This is a genomic window from Thalassospiraceae bacterium LMO-JJ14, from assembly GCA_021555105.2.
In the GTDB taxonomy this organism is placed as follows: Bacteria; Pseudomonadota; Alphaproteobacteria; order Rhodospirillales; family Casp-alpha2; genus UBA4479.
Genome location: CP134604.1, coordinates 2,952,501 through 2,967,902 on the forward strand (window position 1 = coordinate 2,952,501; position 15,402 = coordinate 2,967,902).

Below are 15,402 nucleotides of genomic sequence, written 5' to 3' on the forward strand. Positions count from 1 at the left end.
TTTCCTCCGTAGAGCGTATGCGGTATTAGCCTTCGTTTCCAAAGGTTGTTCCCCACTCCAGGGCAGGTTCCCACGCGTTACTCACCCGTTCGCCACTAGGCACCCGGAGCAAGCTCCGGACCTCGTTCGACTTGCATGTGTTAGGCATGCCGCCAGCGTTCGTTCTGAGCCAGGATCAAACTCTCAAGTTGATTTGCCGATGCCCTGCAAGCAAGACACCGAAAACCGACAAGAACCTGTCCTCGCACAATCGTGGCTGCTCAATACCGCCATCACTCCAATAAAGAAGCAACAACGCCAAAAAGCAGTTCCGATACGTGAGAAGACAAACTCCATAAGATGTCCTCGATGAACAACAAGCCGCCGCCCACGTATCTCTTCCGTATTCACAATGTATATCAGCGTGCGCCTGGATTTAAGCCCGAAACGCTCACGAGAAAGCCTAGAGCGGCACTCTCGCGTCTCGCGGGGCGTCGGAAGAAGATCCAACGCCCCGCGAGAGACGGGGTTATAGGCCCTCAGCATCGATACTGTCAAATCTTTTTCATATTCCCCAAAATACGCCTTAACTCATTGATAATAAATATTTTAATCCGCATCGAGATGCACTGGAAGCTGAAATAATAAAAGTTTTCCTTAAAAAAAATCAACAAGCGCCCCGCCGTACTCGAAAGAACGCCCCCCGATCTTGCGCAACTGTTTGTTAATCTGAACCCGATATAGTTGATTCCATTGACAGAATCGCCCTGAAACCGCTTGACAGGCAGGACCGGGGCGGGTCAATTTGGTGATAATCAATAAGGCGGGCCCTGGGCAAATACACGCAACAGCAAGATACGGCCTGTAAATAGTACGGCACACCGCTTCGGTGAGGCGGCTGATATGATTCTTGAGGGATTCTTGGGGCAAAAGCATAAGCTATGAAGAATAAAGGCATTTTCATCCTTGCAGCGGCCTCCAGCGTCGCCTTGCTGTTCGCATTGAATGTGCTTCAGCTCGATATCGGCGAAGATCTGACGGAAGCCGACACCATGTCCATGGCGCCGATCTCGCTCGGCAACCCGGCTGCCGCGGCAACACTGCAGACCCGCCGCCCGGTCGCACCGCATCGCGCCAGCATCGTCCCGGCGCAGCCGGCGATCTATAACCAGCGTATTGAAATCGGCCGTGGCGACACTCTTGCGGAATTGCTTGTCGGCGCCGGCGTCGAACGAACCGACGCGCATTACGCGATTAAGGCGCTGTCCGAATATTATAATCCACGCCGCATCCGCCGCGGCCAGGATGTCACTTTGACGTTCGAGAGCGCGCCGCTCTCCGTCGATGCCCGCACACAGACCAAGAACGACACCTTCATCGGCTTCGCCATCGAGCCCGATTACAAAACCGAAGTTCGCGTTGCCCGCACCGCCGACGGCGATTTCCGTGCCGAGCAGCACGCCAAGGAACTTGAACGGACACCGGTACATGCCGAAGGCAAAATCGAAAACAGTCTATATGTCGCCGGTCGCGATGCAGGAGTGCCCGCCGTCATTATTGCCCGCATGATCCGGCTGCTATCCTGGGACGTCGACTTCCAGCGCGATATCCGTACCGGCGACAGCTTCGAAGTTATGTACGAGCGCGTTCTCGATCAATCCGGCAAATCCGTCTACAACGGCGCCGTGACCTATGCCGCCCTGACGTTGAGCGGCAAGCGGATCAATATCTACCGCCATGAACTCAATGACGGCACCGTCGATTATTTCGACGAATCCGGCAAGGCGTCCCGAAAGGCGCTGATGCGTACCCCGATCGACGGCGCGCGCCTGTCGTCGACCTTCGGCAAACGCAAACACCCGATTCTCGGCTATACCCGGATGCATAAGGGCGTCGATTTCGCAGCCCCCACCGGCACACCGATCTACGCTGCCGGTAACGGCACCGTTGCCTTTGCCGGACGCAAGGGCGGTTATGGCAATTACATCCGGATCCGCCACAACGGCACGTTCGAGACCGCCTACGCACACCTCAAGGGGTTCGCGCGTGGCGTCCGCAGCGGCAAACGCGTCGAGCAGGGGCAGATTATCGGTTATGTCGGCACCACCGGGCGCTCGACCGGCCCGCACCTGCATTACGAGGTCCTGAACGGCGGCAAACAGGCCAACCCACTGCGCGTCAAGATGCCGTCCGGGCGCACCCTGGAAGGGAAAGAGCTTGCCAAGTTCCTTGAGCACCGCAAAGTGCAGGATCGTCTTCTGGCATCGCTCAAAGGCACCGAAGTCGCCGCCTCAAACAGCAATTAAGCGATCTCCCTTCTGATGCGCGCCCTTGCACTTTCCACCAGTGACCTTGGCGACGGCACACCTGTCATTATTGTGCACGGTCTGTTTGGTCGCCGCCGCAACTGGCAGGCGATCCAGAAACGTCTGGCCGAAAGCGCGCGCATCGTAACCGCCGACATGCGCAATCACGGCGATAGTCCCTGGGACGATGAAATGACCTACCCGGCCATGGCCGGCGACCTGGCGCGGCTCATCGGCGATCTGGATGCCGGTCCCTGCGTGGTCGTCGGCCACTCCATGGGCGGCAAGGCGGCAATGACGCTGGCGCAGAGCGAGCCCAGCCTTGTGCGCGGCCTGATGGTCGTCGATATCGCCCCGGTTGCTTATGGACATTCGCACCGTCCCTATATCGATGCCATGCGAGGCGTGCCGCTTGATGAACTGGCGCGCCGTTCCGAAGCCGAAAAGTACTTACAGGACGCCATCCCGGACCCCGGTATCCGCGCCTTTCTTCTACAGAATCTGGGGCAGGACGAGACAGGTATGAAATGGCAGGTCAATCTGGATGCCATTGAAAACGGTCTCGCGGACATTCTGGATTATCCGCAAGGGCTGGGAGCCCCCTACGACGGCCCGACGTTGTTTCTGCGCGGCGGCAAATCAGATTTCGTCTCGGAAGCGCACATGCCGATCATCGACAGCCTGTTTCCAATGGCGGTGCACGCTGAAATCGCCGATGCCGGACACTGGGTGCACGCCGAGAAACCGGAAGACGTCATCCGTCACATCCGCGACTTCGTGAAAAGCACCTAGACCCGGTCAGCCGTCGTTCATCACCGTGGTGTCACAGAACTGACGGCGCTTTTTCAACTGCGAGCAAAGCGACTTCGCTTCGGAAACCGACGGCAACGGCCCAGCCTTGAGGCGGTAATACGTGCCCTTGCTGCCGAGCGTCACGCGGCTGACCTCGTGATCGAGGCTCCCCAGCACATTGCCGTGCGCCCGCTTGATCTGCAGCCAGCCGCTCTCCGCCTGCTTGGCCGATCTGTAGGACGCCAGGTGCACCGCGGGTTGCGGCCCCGACGGCTTGGGTGCTGCCTTGGCCGCCATCGGCTGAGCCTCGGGCGCCGGTGCAGCCTTGGCCATTGTCCCCGCGGGCTGTCCCGGACCGGCTGCGGATTGCACGGAAAGTTCGATGGCCTGACGCTCACGGGCATATTCATCCGCCGTGATGTAGCCCGCATCGCGCAGCTTTTCGAGACGGCGGATAGCGTCCGCCCCTTCCATCAGCCCACGCGGCGGCGCCGTCGGCTCGGCAACCATAACCGGCGCCGAGGGCATCATCGCATCAAGGATCATGTTCCGCTCGGCGGAATGCTGCGAAACGCTGATCGCACGCATTTCAAGCGCACGGCCGATGGCCCGCAAGCGTGCAGAAATCTGTTCGGTTGTCGGCACCGGCCGGTCCAGTCCCGCCGCCGGCGGCGGTGATGTCAACGGCAGCAACGCGCCGATGCTCGACTGGCGGCGCTGATTATATTCATCCTGTGTGATAAGCCCCTGATCACGTAGCGCCTTCAGCGTCGCAAATCGGGACATGACGTTCGAATCGCCCCCCTGGAAACCGCCGATCATGCTCGGCGATTCCATCTGCATGCCGCCCTGCGCAGCGGGTGTGTTCATCGACATCGGCGTCGATGCGACTTCGGTGCTGGTACGGCCCAGCATCACGTCACCCTGCGGTGCGGCGCCGATCGGCACGCTGTTCATACCGGACCTCATCGCCGCTTGCGCCGTGCCGCCGGTTTCCAGCAGCGACAAATTGACGCTCGCCACCTGCGACGCAGGGCGCGTTGTCAATTCATTCCAGACCACGAACTGCTCGCTGTCATCGGGGCGGATCGCCAGAACGGCTTCATACATTTCACGCGCCTTCACCAGTTGACCGGTGTTCTGGTAAAGAATGCCCGATCCGAGAAGCGCATGGATATCGCGGGAGTTGGCCTTGAGAGCGCGCTGGAAAAATCCTTCGGCAGTGACGTAATTCCCCTTCGCCATCTCAGCGAGGCCGAGTTCCGCCTGATCGTTTTTCTTGAACGGGCTCGAAGCCCAGAAAGATTCTTCGAACACATTGCCGTCGAACACGGCGCAACCGCTCAGGAGACCGGCAGCCACACACAATGGCACGATCTTCTTGATTAAGCGTCCTGTTCTCTTGGTCATGCCGCCCCCTATTCGTAACCGGTCGTATACCCGGACGTATTTTGGCGGGCCGACGCGCGTTATGCGCAAATAGCTTCAAGCCCACAATACCTAGCGGCCTCCACCAGATATAGCCGTGGAGGCAGTACTAAAATACTAATCTTTGGTTAAAAAATCACAAGAAAAATGTATTAAGCGGTATTTTTCGGTGATTGTTCCGTTAGTGGGACTTTTTCGGTTCTTCCGCCGGCGCGCTGTTCTCAAGCTCCGCACAGCCGAGCAAGCTGGCAAACGGCAGCTTTGACATCGCACCGCCGCCCATTTGGCGGGTTCCTTTGATCACCAGAATATCGGTGATCAATTCATCGCCGAGCGCCTGGTTAATGGCATCGATCAGGCGCTTATCCTCGGCCTGCTGCTCGGTCGTCTTGGAAATCCGGTATATCTTTTCCTTGGTTTTATCGGGGTCGAAAATATAGCTGATGACCATCGGCTTTTCGTACCATGCACGCAGCAACGCATCACTGATGCGCGGCCCCAGAGTGCAAACATAGCCGACCTTGTCCTTGGAGATCACGGTGAGAACCGGTGTCACGGGAATATTGGAGGTGGACCGGCTTTTGGCGCTGCGTTTGACCGGCGCCAGCATGGACCGCATCTGAACATGCGATTCGCCACTGCCCCGAAGTCCGAAAGTGCGCTTCAATTTCAACTGATCGGCAATCGCTGTTGCCGGCTGAGCCGCTATCACAACGGCAACAGCCACAACGGCACAAAGTGCCGATTTCAAAAACCCATGATATTTCATAAATACATCCTTGGAGCACAATACGGCAATTTAATGATGCCGTTTATTCGTATTAGTACGGAGCTTAGAGGATTTTTTCCATGTAAACCACGCCTGGCAGCGGATTATCATAATAAGCTTTGGTTTCCAAAAAGCCCATGCGCAGATACATGTCCCTGGCCGTTTTCAATTGCGACAGGGTATCCAGGACCATGCGCCGGTAGCCGGCATTTTCAGCGAAGCTGAGCGCCAGTTCGGCAAGCGTGCGGCCCAGCCCCTGACCGCGCCATTGATCGCGTACATAAAGGCGCTTCATTTCGCAAAGCTTGTCATCCTGGTTTCCCACCGGCCTGACGGCAACGATGCCGGCAACGTCACTGTTATCCCGTGCGATAAATATATCGCCGCCCGGCGGCGCGTATTTGCCCGGCAGGTTCGCGATTTCATTTTCGAAATCCTGAAAGCACAAATCAACGCCCAGCCATTGCTGGTATTCGACGAACATTTCGCGCGTGTGCGCCATGTCCGCATCGGACCGGGCAGGCCTGATGTCGAACGATGCCTTGGTGCTCACAATCGGAACGTCCCCTCGACCACAAGCCGCGCCTTGCCGCCGATTTCCACCCGCGCGCCGGACATACGGCAGTAAAGATCGCCGGATCGGGCCGAGACCTGCCGGGCATGGATTGTATCCTTGCCCAGAATATCCGCCCAATACGGCACGATGGTGCAGTGCGCCGAGCCGGTCACGGGGTCTTCGTTGATACCGGCGTGGGGTGCGAAATAGCGCGATGCACAGTCAGAACTGTCGCCCGGCGCCGTGATGATCAGACCCATACCATCCATCTGCTTGATGAAATCGAAATCCGGCCGGATGGCCAGCACGTCCGCCTCTTTTTCGAATACAGCCATATTCTTGACCGCACGGAGAAACCGTACCGGGCTCGCGCCAAGCGCCTCTTCCAGGCCATCCGGCACAGGGGCATCGCTGGCCGCAAGGGCCGGGAAGTCCATCACCAGCATGTCGCCGTTTCGCCTAACGCCGAGTGTGCCGCTGCGGGTCTCGAACGCGACCTCTTCACGCGCCGTATCCAGTTTCTCCAGGATCAAGGCGCCGGTCGCCAGCGTCGCGTGACCACACAGATCGACCTCGATCTCCGGGGTGAACCAGCGCAGTCGAAACCCGTTTCCCTCCGGCACATAGAACGCGGTTTCCGACAGGTTGTTTTCAAGTGCGATCGACTGCATGACGTCATCGGGCAGCCACTCGTCGAGCGGACACACCGCCGCCGGATTGCCGCCGAACGGCCGGTCGGTGAAAGCATCGAGCTGATACAACGGGATCGTCGTCATCTTTTAGTTCCCAAGCTCCGCCTCGAGGGCGCGGCACATATCCTCGGTCGAAGCATTGCCACCCATATCCGGGGTTTTCGGCCCGTCACCCTTGAGCAGGTTTTCGATGGCCCGGATCATGTCCGCCGCCGCCTCTCCATGCCCCAGGTGATCCAGCATCATGGATGCGCACCACACCGTACCGATGGGGTTGGCGATCCCCTGTCCGGCAATATCCGGGGCCGAGCCGTGCACCGGCTCGAACATCGACGGATGTTCACGCTCGGGATTGATGTTCCCGCTGGGCGCGATCGCAATCGTACCTGTAATTCCCGGCCCAAGATCGGAAAGAATATCGCCGAACAGGTTCGAGCCGACGACGACGTCAAACCAGTCCGGGCTGGTGACGAACCGTGCCGCCAGAATGTCGATATGGAATTTCGCCGTTTCGATGTCCGGGTACTCCGCCGAGATCGCCTCGAAGCGTTCATCCCAATACGGCATCGAATGGATGATTCCGTTCGATTTCGTCGCCGACGTCACATGCTTGCGGGGCCGTGTGCGGGCCAGTTCAAACGCATAGCGCATGATCCGGTCCGTCCCCTTGCGGGTGAAGATCGACTGCTGCGAGACGAATTCGTCTGCGGTGCCGCGATACATGCGCCCGCCGATTTCCGAATACTCGCCTTCATTGTTTTCACGCACGATGACCATGTCGATATCGCCCGGCTTGCGTCCGGCAAGCGGACACGGCACGCCCTCGAACAGGCGCACGGGACGCAGTGAAACATACTGCTGATATTCGCGGCGGATCGGAATCAACAGCCCCCACAACGACACGTGATCCGGCACGCCGGGATAGCCGACGGCGCCCAACAGGATGCTGTCATGACCGGCGATATCGGCAAGGCCGTCTTCCGGCATCATGGCGCCTTCCTTGTGGTAGCGCTCGCAGCTCCAGTCCTTCTCGTCGAAGCTGAAGGCAATGTCATGCTTACGGCCGACGGCTTCGAGAATCCGGCAGGTCGGCGGAACGACTTCGTTGCCGATGCCGTCACCCGGAACGACTGCGATCTTGTATGCGTTGGTACTCACGTATTTTTCCCCTCAGGTTTTTTTATTCACGGATTGATAAGGTGCACATTGATGCGCCGGTTATGCTTGCCCTTGTTCTCGATCTTGCCGACGCGCAGCGCACCGATCTCTGATGTATTGGCGACGTGCGTCCCGCCGCACGGCTGCAGATCGACACCATCGTCGATTTCCATCAGCCTTACCCGTCCCGCGCCCATCGGCGGTTTGACGGACATGGTGCGGACGAGATCCTCGTTTGCCGCCATTTCATCGTCGGTGATCCAGCGATGGCCCATGGCGTGCGCTTCGTCGACCAGCTTGTTGAGATGCGCCTCAATGCCTTCCTTGTCGATATTGGTATCCGGCAAGTCGAAGTCGAGACGGCTTTTTTCCTCACCGATCTGCCCGCCGGTGACACCGCCGTCGACGACGGCGCACAACAGGTGCAGGGCGGAGTGCATCCGCATCAGACGATAGCGCCGGTCCCAGTCGATTTCGCACGTCACTTTATCGCCGGCAACAAGCGCCGGGGCGCCTTCGTCCGGGATATGCAGATGCCTGCCGCTCTCGCGGTCCTTGACGGTGTTCTGAATCGCCACTTCACGTCCATCGGCTGTTCTGAGCACGCCTGTATCGCCGGGCTGACCGCCCCCCATGGCATAAAAGATCGTGCAGTCGAGTTCGATACCGCTGTCATCTGCTGCTATGACCATGGCGTCACAGGTTCTCAGATAAGAATCTTCGCGGAACAGTTCTTCGGTCATTGAATTCCCTTTGTCGTAAACCCCTACTCGTCATCCTCGCGAAAGCGGGGATCCAAGGCATCCGTAATCCTGGGTTCCCGCGTGCGCGGGAATGACAATATAGAATGGCTGCATGTGCCGTGTCATTCCCCGGCCATCGCCTGCAGAAATTGCTCTTTGTCGGCGTTGCCGCCGCTAAGAATCACGGCGACTTTCTTGCCGGCCATCTTGTCCTTTTCCTGCAGCAAACCGGCAAGCGGTCCGGCCCCGGCACCTTCGGCAATATTGTGAGTGTCGAAGAAATAGGCCCGCATCGCGGCACGGAATTCGTCCTCGGCCAGGCGCACGATCCGCTCCGCACCGCCGTTGATGATCTCGACAGCCTCAGGGTCAGGGCTGCGGCACGCCACACCGTCGGCGAACGTCGCGGCATCGTTGGTTTCGACCGGCGCACCTTTCTCGAACGACAGGGCATAGGCCGGCGCCTTGTCGGCGACGATACCGACGATCCTGGTCTTCAGGCCCAGCCCGTCGCGGACCGAAATCAGGCCGCAGATGCCGGATCCCATCCCGATCGGCACATAGATCGTATCCAGGTCGGGATGCGCGCGCATCAACTCCAGCCCATAGGTGCCGACACCCGCGACCAGATTCGGATGAAACGGCGGGATCATGTGCAGGCCCTCGGCGGCGCCCACACGCCCGGCTTCCTCGCGGCTTTCCTGAAAATCATCGCCGTGTACCATCAACTCGGCACCATAAGCCTGCATCGCCAGATTCTTCTCGGGATTATTACCGTGCGGCACATAGATGACCGAACGCATCCCCATCGCCGTCGCCGCGCGTGACACCGACTGCCCATGATTGCCACGGGTCGCGGTGATCACGCCCGGGCAATCCGGCTCGGCCTGCTTCAGCAGCGTCAGGTAGTTGAGCCCGCCCCTGATCTTGAAAGCCCCGATCGGGGTATGGTTCTCGTGCTTGACGATAACCTCGGCACCGATGCGCGCGTTCAAAAGCGGCCATGATATCTCGGGCGTCGGGCGCATATGCCGGTAAACCACTTCGGCGGCGGCCTCGATGTCTCTTAAAGGTATGACGGGCATTTTAATTCCTCTCTTTAACGGCAGCGGGTACACGCTGCGCCCGGCTGGCCAGCACAATACCGCCGAGGATCAGCGCCGTCGAAAACACAATCGGCAATGTGATCGCCTCGCTCAACAGCAGCACGGCGAAAACCAGACTGACCACCGGCTGTGCAAACTGCACCGGCGCGATACGCACCACCGAGCCGTGATTCAGCGCCCAGTACCACGCCGCATACGCCAGGACGGTCGCGAACATGACCAAATACAGCGTCGATCCCCAACCGACATACGTCAACCCGCCCCAGGCAAAGTCATGCGACAGCCAGATCAGCAACGGCACCTGCGCCAACCCGGCAATCGCAACCCCCCAGAAGGTCGTCGACCAGGTCCCTATCTTGGCCGTCGCACGGCTGCCTGCGACATAGCCGCTGCCGGAAATAACCGCCGCCGCAATGCACAGCAGATCACCGCCGAGAGTCGCAACGCCGGTACTGTCACGCGACGTGATCAGGATCGTCTCGCCGGCCATCGCCAGCGTGGCGCCCGCGAACCAGCCGCGGCGCGGCATGCGTCTGTCGAGCATGGCCGCCATCGCGCCGGACACCACCGGCATACAGGCAAGGATCAGCGCCGCGTGCGATGTTGCCGTCCGCGACACACCCAGCGTAAACAGGATCGGAAATCCGCAAAATGCCGCGAAGCCGGCCAAAAGCAGCCAACTCCATGTCGCTTTGTCGGCCGGCAAGCGGAGCCGCAGGAAAAAGATAAACGCAACGGCCGCCGGCACGGCTAGGACCGAGCGCATCAAGCCCGCCTGCAAGGCCGGAATTTCCGACACTTGAAACGCCGTCAGTGCAGGCGTGATCCCCCACGATAAGACGGCGAAGGCGGCAAGCCCGAAAGCTGCCGCCGACACCTGACCCGGTTGCGTCGTCGTTGTCATGCCGAGATGAGACGCCATCCCGCCACTGCTTTCAATGCCGATCCCGTCACCGGACGCAATTTACGCTTTCCAGAACGGTTTAGCGGCTTCGGCATCGACCTGTTCGCGGTTCAGTCCGACATCATCGAGCATGCGGTCATCAAGCCGGGCCATCCGCGCACGCATTTCTGCGCGTTGCTGCCATTCACACTGGGTCACGAAATGCGCCATTGCGGCTTCGGCAAGTGCCGGTGCAACTCGCCGCATCGCACGCCACCCGCTGTTGTCCAAAGACCATCTGGGGGCCTGCATTGTTCCGTTACAATTTAAGTTCTTCATAGCTTTGTTTCCTTGTCTCAAGCTTATTGTGTCTAATATATTGACAATAAATTTGATACAATATAGGAATTGTTCCCATGACAAATTGGCTTCCAGATATCACCGAACGCAAGGGCGCCAAGTACCTGCGCATCGCAGATGCCATTGACGATGCCATCCAGGAAGGTGAGTTGAAGGCAGACACAAAATTGCCGCCGATGCGTAATCTGGCCTATGACCTCGGCGTGACATTGGGAACAGTGTCACGTGCCTATCAGGAAGCAGAGCGGCGCGGTCTCGTCGGCGGCGAGGTCGGGCGCGGCACCTATATCAAGGGCAATGGCCGCTATCCGCAGCCACAGACTCCCCGCGCCTTCGCATATGGCGGGTCGCGTGAGAACGGCATCAATCTTAGTATGGCCGTCCCGCCTTTGGGCGATGGCGGCACTTACCTTGCCGAGACCATTCGCGAAATATCCAAGGACACGTCCCTGTGCGGCGAACTGATGGATTATCAGGCCCATTCCGGACTGGAACGGCACCGCCAGGGGGGCGTGGACTGGGTCGCGCGCACCGGCGTCGAGACGAACACCGATTGCCTGACGCTGACCAACGGGACGCAGCATGCGATCCTTGTCGCGGCCATGGCGATTGCCCGCCCCGGCGACACCCTCCTCGTCGAAAGCATCACCTACCCCGGCATCATTCATATCGCGTCGCAGTTGGGTCTCAAGCTCGCGCCGGTGGAAATCGATGACGAGGGCGTTTGCCCCGATGCACTGGAAAAAGCCATTCTCGAACACCGCCCACGCTGCGCGTACATGGTCCCGACCGTGCAAAACCCGACGACGGCCGTCATGTCCGATCAGCGCCGACGCGATATCGCCAACGTCATCATGCGCCACAATCTTCTGGTCATCGAAGACGACATATGGGGGTTTCTGCCGACAGACCGCGCAGCGTCGCTTGCGGCTTATGCCCCCGATCAGGTGATTCATGTGACCGGACTTTCCAAGGCTATGTCGCCGGGTCTTCGGATCGGCTACATCGCCACGCCACCGGGGGCGACGGACGCCATCCGCTCGGTCGCACGCATGTCGACATGGATGACGCCACCGCTGATGGCCGAAGTCGCAACCCGTTGGCTTGCCGACGGCACGGGTGACGAAATGATACGGTGGCAACGCGCTGAAGCAGAAGCCCGCATGGAAATCGCCGTCGATGCGCTGGGGGAATTCAGCATTCGCGGGCATAAACACAGCTATCAGATCTGGCTGGAACTGCCCGATCCTTGGCGGGCGGAAGCGGTTCGCGATCAGGCGGCACGCCGGGGCATCTATTTCCTTTCCGGCGACAGCTTCGTGTTCGGACGCCAGCAGGCCCCGCATGCCATCCGGTTATGCGTCGGCAGTTGCCGCACCCGCGACGAGGTCCGTCAGGGCGTCGAAACTGTCCGCGATATTCTTCGTGGCCCGGTTGCGGGCACACCAGTCATCGCCTGACGGGGCCCTTTTATCCCTTGAAGTCCGCAACAGTAACGGCGTGATTAAGCGGCCCATGCCCCGAGCCGAAACCCGGATTGGTGCGGATCGCCGCCAGCACATAGGCTTGCGCACGATTGACGGCATCGGCCATCGGCAGCCCCTGGGCGATGCCACAGGCGATTGCCGACGCCAGCGTACAGCCGGTGCCGTGAGTGTTCGGCGTATGAATCCGTTCTGCCTCGAAAGCCCAGGTGCTGTCACACGTCGCCAGGTGGTCGCAAAGGATATCCGTCCCTTCTAGATGCCCACCCTTGACCAGCACCGCATCCGGTCCCAACACCAGAAGTGCATCCGCGGCACGCGACATATCGTCGACGCTGTTGATCGATATACCGCTCAGCACTTCCGCTTCGGGAATGTTCGGCGTGATCAAGGTGGCGGCCGGCAGCAGCTTTGTTTTCAGCGCATCCTGTGCCGCATCCGCAAGCAAGGACGCGCCCCCCTTGGCAATCATCACCGGATCGGCAACAACCGGCACGCCCGGAACCAGTTCGGCTAAAAGCGATACAACCGTTTCAATGATTTCCGCGCGATGCAGCATACCGATCTTGATGCAGTCGGCGCCGATGTCTTCAAGTACGGCCCGCATCTGCTTGGCGACGAAGTCTTCAGGGATCTCGAAGATGTCGTGAACGCCAAGGGTATTTTGCGCCGTCAGCGCCGTAATCGCCGTCATGGCAAAGCCGCCGAGCGCGGTCACGGTCTTGATGTCCGCCTGAATACCGGCACCGCCGCCACTGTCCGAACCGGCAATTATGAGAACCCGGCCTTTCATTTCGGCCATGCTGTCTTCCTAAGCCTGTTCGGAAATTGCCACGCAAATGCCGTCGACGACGGACTCGACGAGCGTCAAATCCTCCCCTTCCGCCATGACGCGGATCAGGGGTTCGGTGCCGGATTTGCGAATAAGAATACGGCCGGACCCGCTGAGGCTGGCCTCGGCATCTGCAATCGCCTTCTTGACGCTGGCCGCTTCGAGAGGCGAGCCGCCGTTATAGCTGACGTTTTTGAGCAATTGCGGCAGGGCCACGAACTTGTCGCAGATTTCGCTCGCCCGCTTGTTGGATGCAACCAGTACCGCAAGCACCTGGAGTGCTGCGATCAGACCGTCGCCGGTGGTCGCGTAATCGTCAAAGATCAGATGCCCCGACTGTTCGCCGCCAAGATTATAAGCCTCCGCGCGCATGGTTTCCGCGACATAACGATCGCCGACCGGGGTACGCTTGAGATCAAGCCCCATACCGTTCAGGAAATGCTCAAGGCCGAGGTTCGACATCACCGTCGCCACGACACCACCACCCTTGAGCCGCCCCGTCATATGCCAGTCATGGGCAATCAGCGCCATGATCTGGTCGCCGTCGATAACACGGCCGTTTTCGTCACAGACAATCAACCGGTCGGCATCGCCATCAAGGGCCAGTCCGATATCCGCCCCCGCCGCAACCGTCTGCGATTGCAGCGCGTCCAGTTGCGTCGAACCGCAATCCTTGTTGATGTTGGTGCCGTCAGGCGTAACGCCGATCTTGCTGATTTCCGCACCCAGTTCCCAAAGCACCTCGGGAGCGACTTTGTAGGCCGCGCCGTTGGCACAATCGATCGCCACCTTCAGACCGTCGAGCCGCATCCCGCGCGGGAATGTTTGCTTCACATATTCCGTATAGCGGCCGCGCGCATCGTCCAGCCGTCGGGCGCGGCCGAGCATGTCGGCGGGTTCCAGATCAACGGACAGATCGCGGTCCATCTTGGCTTCGATTTCGGCTTCGACCTTATCGGAAAGCTTGTAGCCATCGGGCCCGAACAGCTTGATGCCGTTATCCTCGAAAGGGTTATGCGACGCCGAGATCATGACGCCGAGATCGGCACGCAACGAACGGGTCAGCATCGCCACTGCCGGGGTCGGCATCGGCCCGACCAGCACAACGTCCATTCCCATGGCAACGAAGCCCGACGTCAGCGCCGGCTCGATCATGTAACCTGACAGTCGCGTATCCTTACCGATAACGACGTGATGGCGATGATTGCCACGGCGGAATTGCAGTGCCGCCGCCATGCCAAGCCTGAGAGCCACCTCGGCCGTCATCGGGTGGCGGTTGGCGCGGCCGCGAATACCGTCGGTGCCGAAGTACTTTCGCGTCATTGGTGATCCGTCCATGTAATTCCCTGGCTCCGCATATCCCAAGTCATAATCGATAATTATGCAAAGAAAAGGGTTTCCGAAGCGTTTATGGCCTGTAATCGCACAGATAAAGGCTTTTAAACCGCTAAATCAGGCTCCCTTTACAGGTCTTCGGCTTCCTCGATGGCCTGCCACACGGCAAGTGCCTGACGGGTTTCGGCGACATCGTGCACGCGGAAGATCTGCACGCCCCGGTCCCAGCCGGCAATGGCGGCGGCGATCGATCCTGCTACGCGTTCCTTGGCGGGAACATCCCGGTCGATTTTCGAGATAAAGCTTTTCCGCGACACCCCTAACAGCAACGGGACGCCTAGCGTGTGAAATGCATCTATGCCGGACAGGATACGCAGGTTGTGATGCAGGTTCTTGCCAAAACCGATGCCCGGGTCGATGCTGATTCTTGAGCGCGCCAGGCCGGCTTCTTCCAGCACCTCAAGACGGTCGCGCATGTAATCGAGTATATCCAGTGCCGCGTCTTCATATGTCGGATTGTCCTGCATCGTTTCCGGGGTGCCCTGCATATGCATCAGCACGACATCGACATTGCTCCCCGCACAGACCGCCGCACTTTCCGGATCGCCCGTCAGGGCCGTCACATCGTTGACGATGGAAGCCCCGGCATCGATGGCCCGGCGCATCACATCGGCGTGGCGGGTATCGACGGAAATCAGGACACCGGTATTCGAAATTCCTTCGATGACCGGCAGGATACGTGCACATTCCTCGTCGATGGTGATCGGCCTGGAACCGGGGCGCGTCGACTCACCGCCGATATCGAGGATATCCGCACCGTCGTCGATCAGTTTCAGGGCATGATCAATGGCAACCCGGGAATCGAGAAAATCACCGCCGTCGGAAAAACTGTCAGGGGTCACGTTGACCACCCCCATCAGGCGCGGGCGGTCGAGCGTCAGGCCGGCAAACGTCAAAGGTTCGGGCACCTAGAGACTCC

Annotated in this window: 15 protein-coding genes and 1 rRNA gene (1 of these 16 cut by a window edge); 3 read left to right on the forward strand and 13 right to left on the reverse strand. The window is 59.5% G+C overall.

The genetic code is table 11. The annotated features are described in order from the left end of the window. Positions 1-191 (reverse strand): 16S ribosomal RNA (locus L2D14_13945) (it extends 1,311 nt beyond the left edge of the window). Positions 192-920: 729 nt separating this feature from the next. On the opposite strand from L2D14_13945, the gene L2D14_13950 reads away from it, so the two are divergent. Together L2D14_13950 and L2D14_13955 are read left to right on the forward strand one after the other, a co-directional pair. Then, entirely contained in the window at positions 921-2,285 is a 1,365-nt protein-coding gene (locus tag L2D14_13950; GenBank protein WNJ98966.1) for a peptidoglycan DD-metalloendopeptidase family protein, read from the forward strand. Between the two features lie 15 nt (positions 2,286-2,300). Beyond that, positions 2,301-3,077 carry an alpha/beta fold hydrolase gene (locus L2D14_13955; GenBank protein WNJ98967.1) on the forward strand — a complete coding sequence of 259 codons (777 nt, stop codon included), beginning with the start codon at positions 2,301-2,303 and terminating at the stop codon, positions 3,075-3,077. Between the two features lie 6 nt (positions 3,078-3,083). On the opposite strand, the gene L2D14_13960 is transcribed toward L2D14_13955, so the two are convergent. The 9 genes from L2D14_13960 to L2D14_14000 all read right to left on the reverse strand — a co-directional run bounded on the left by L2D14_13960 (position 3,084) and on the right by L2D14_14000 (position 10,679). Continuing rightward, complete coding sequence (locus L2D14_13960) at positions 3,084-4,487, reverse strand: SHOCT domain-containing protein (protein WNJ98968.1); 1,404 nt, start codon at positions 4,485-4,487, stop codon at positions 3,084-3,086. 199 nt (positions 4,488-4,686) lie between these two features. Next, the gene (locus tag L2D14_13965) at positions 4,687-5,274 is read right to left on the reverse strand and encodes a hypothetical protein (GenBank protein WNJ98969.1); all 588 of its coding nucleotides are present in this window, start codon (positions 5,272-5,274) and stop codon (positions 4,687-4,689) included. Between the two features lie 64 nt (positions 5,275-5,338). Further along, entirely contained in the window at positions 5,339-5,827 is a 489-nt protein-coding gene (locus tag L2D14_13970) for a GNAT family N-acetyltransferase (GenBank protein WNJ98970.1), read from the reverse strand. Next, positions 5,824-6,606: a PhzF family phenazine biosynthesis protein gene (locus tag L2D14_13975; protein ID WNJ98971.1), complete on the reverse strand. Its 783-nt coding sequence runs from the start codon at positions 6,604-6,606 to the stop codon at positions 5,824-5,826. The genes L2D14_13970 and L2D14_13975 overlap by 4 nt, the downstream gene beginning before the upstream one ends. Before the next feature lie 3 nt (positions 6,607-6,609). Then, positions 6,610-7,680, reverse strand: a complete 1,071-nt coding sequence (locus L2D14_13980) for a tartrate dehydrogenase (protein WNJ98972.1) — start codon at positions 7,678-7,680, stop codon at positions 6,610-6,612. 26 nt (positions 7,681-7,706) lie between these two features. After that, on the reverse strand, positions 7,707-8,423 hold the full coding sequence (locus L2D14_13985) for an alanyl-tRNA editing protein (GenBank protein WNJ98973.1): 717 nt from the start codon (positions 8,421-8,423) through the stop codon (positions 7,707-7,709). Between the two features lie 122 nt (positions 8,424-8,545). Next, positions 8,546-9,508: a threonine dehydratase gene (locus tag L2D14_13990; protein ID WNJ98974.1), complete on the reverse strand. Its 963-nt coding sequence runs from the start codon at positions 9,506-9,508 to the stop codon at positions 8,546-8,548. A gap of 1 nt (position 9,509) precedes the next feature. Continuing rightward, complete coding sequence (locus L2D14_13995) at positions 9,510-10,451, reverse strand: DMT family transporter (GenBank protein WNJ98975.1); 942 nt, start codon at positions 10,449-10,451, stop codon at positions 9,510-9,512. Positions 10,452-10,493: 42 nt separating this feature from the next. Beyond that, entirely contained in the window at positions 10,494-10,679 is a 186-nt protein-coding gene (locus L2D14_14000; protein ID WNJ98976.1) for a DUF1127 domain-containing protein, read from the reverse strand. 149 nt (positions 10,680-10,828) lie between these two features. Here L2D14_14000 and L2D14_14005 point away from each other — a divergent pair, with 149 nt between their 5' ends. Then, positions 10,829-12,232 (forward strand): PLP-dependent aminotransferase family protein, encoded by a 1,404-nt coding sequence (locus L2D14_14005; protein WNJ98977.1) that lies wholly within the window; start codon positions 10,829-10,831, stop codon positions 12,230-12,232. Positions 12,233-12,242: 10 nt separating this feature from the next. Here the strand turns inward: L2D14_14005 and thiD are convergent, their stop codons facing one another. From thiD to folP, 3 genes are all read right to left on the reverse strand, one after another. Then, entirely contained in the window at positions 12,243-13,049 is an 807-nt protein-coding gene (thiD, locus tag L2D14_14010; GenBank protein WNK01686.1) for a bifunctional hydroxymethylpyrimidine kinase/phosphomethylpyrimidine kinase, read from the reverse strand. Between the two features lie 18 nt (positions 13,050-13,067). Continuing rightward, the gene (gene glmM, locus L2D14_14015; GenBank protein WNK01687.1) at positions 13,068-14,411 is read right to left on the reverse strand and encodes a phosphoglucosamine mutase; all 1,344 of its coding nucleotides are present in this window, start codon (positions 14,409-14,411) and stop codon (positions 13,068-13,070) included. Positions 14,412-14,551: 140 nt separating this feature from the next. Then, a complete protein-coding gene (folP, locus tag L2D14_14020) occupies positions 14,552-15,391 on the reverse strand; it encodes a dihydropteroate synthase (GenBank protein WNJ98978.1) in 840 nt (279 codons plus the stop codon). Positions 15,392-15,402 lie beyond the last annotated feature (11 nt).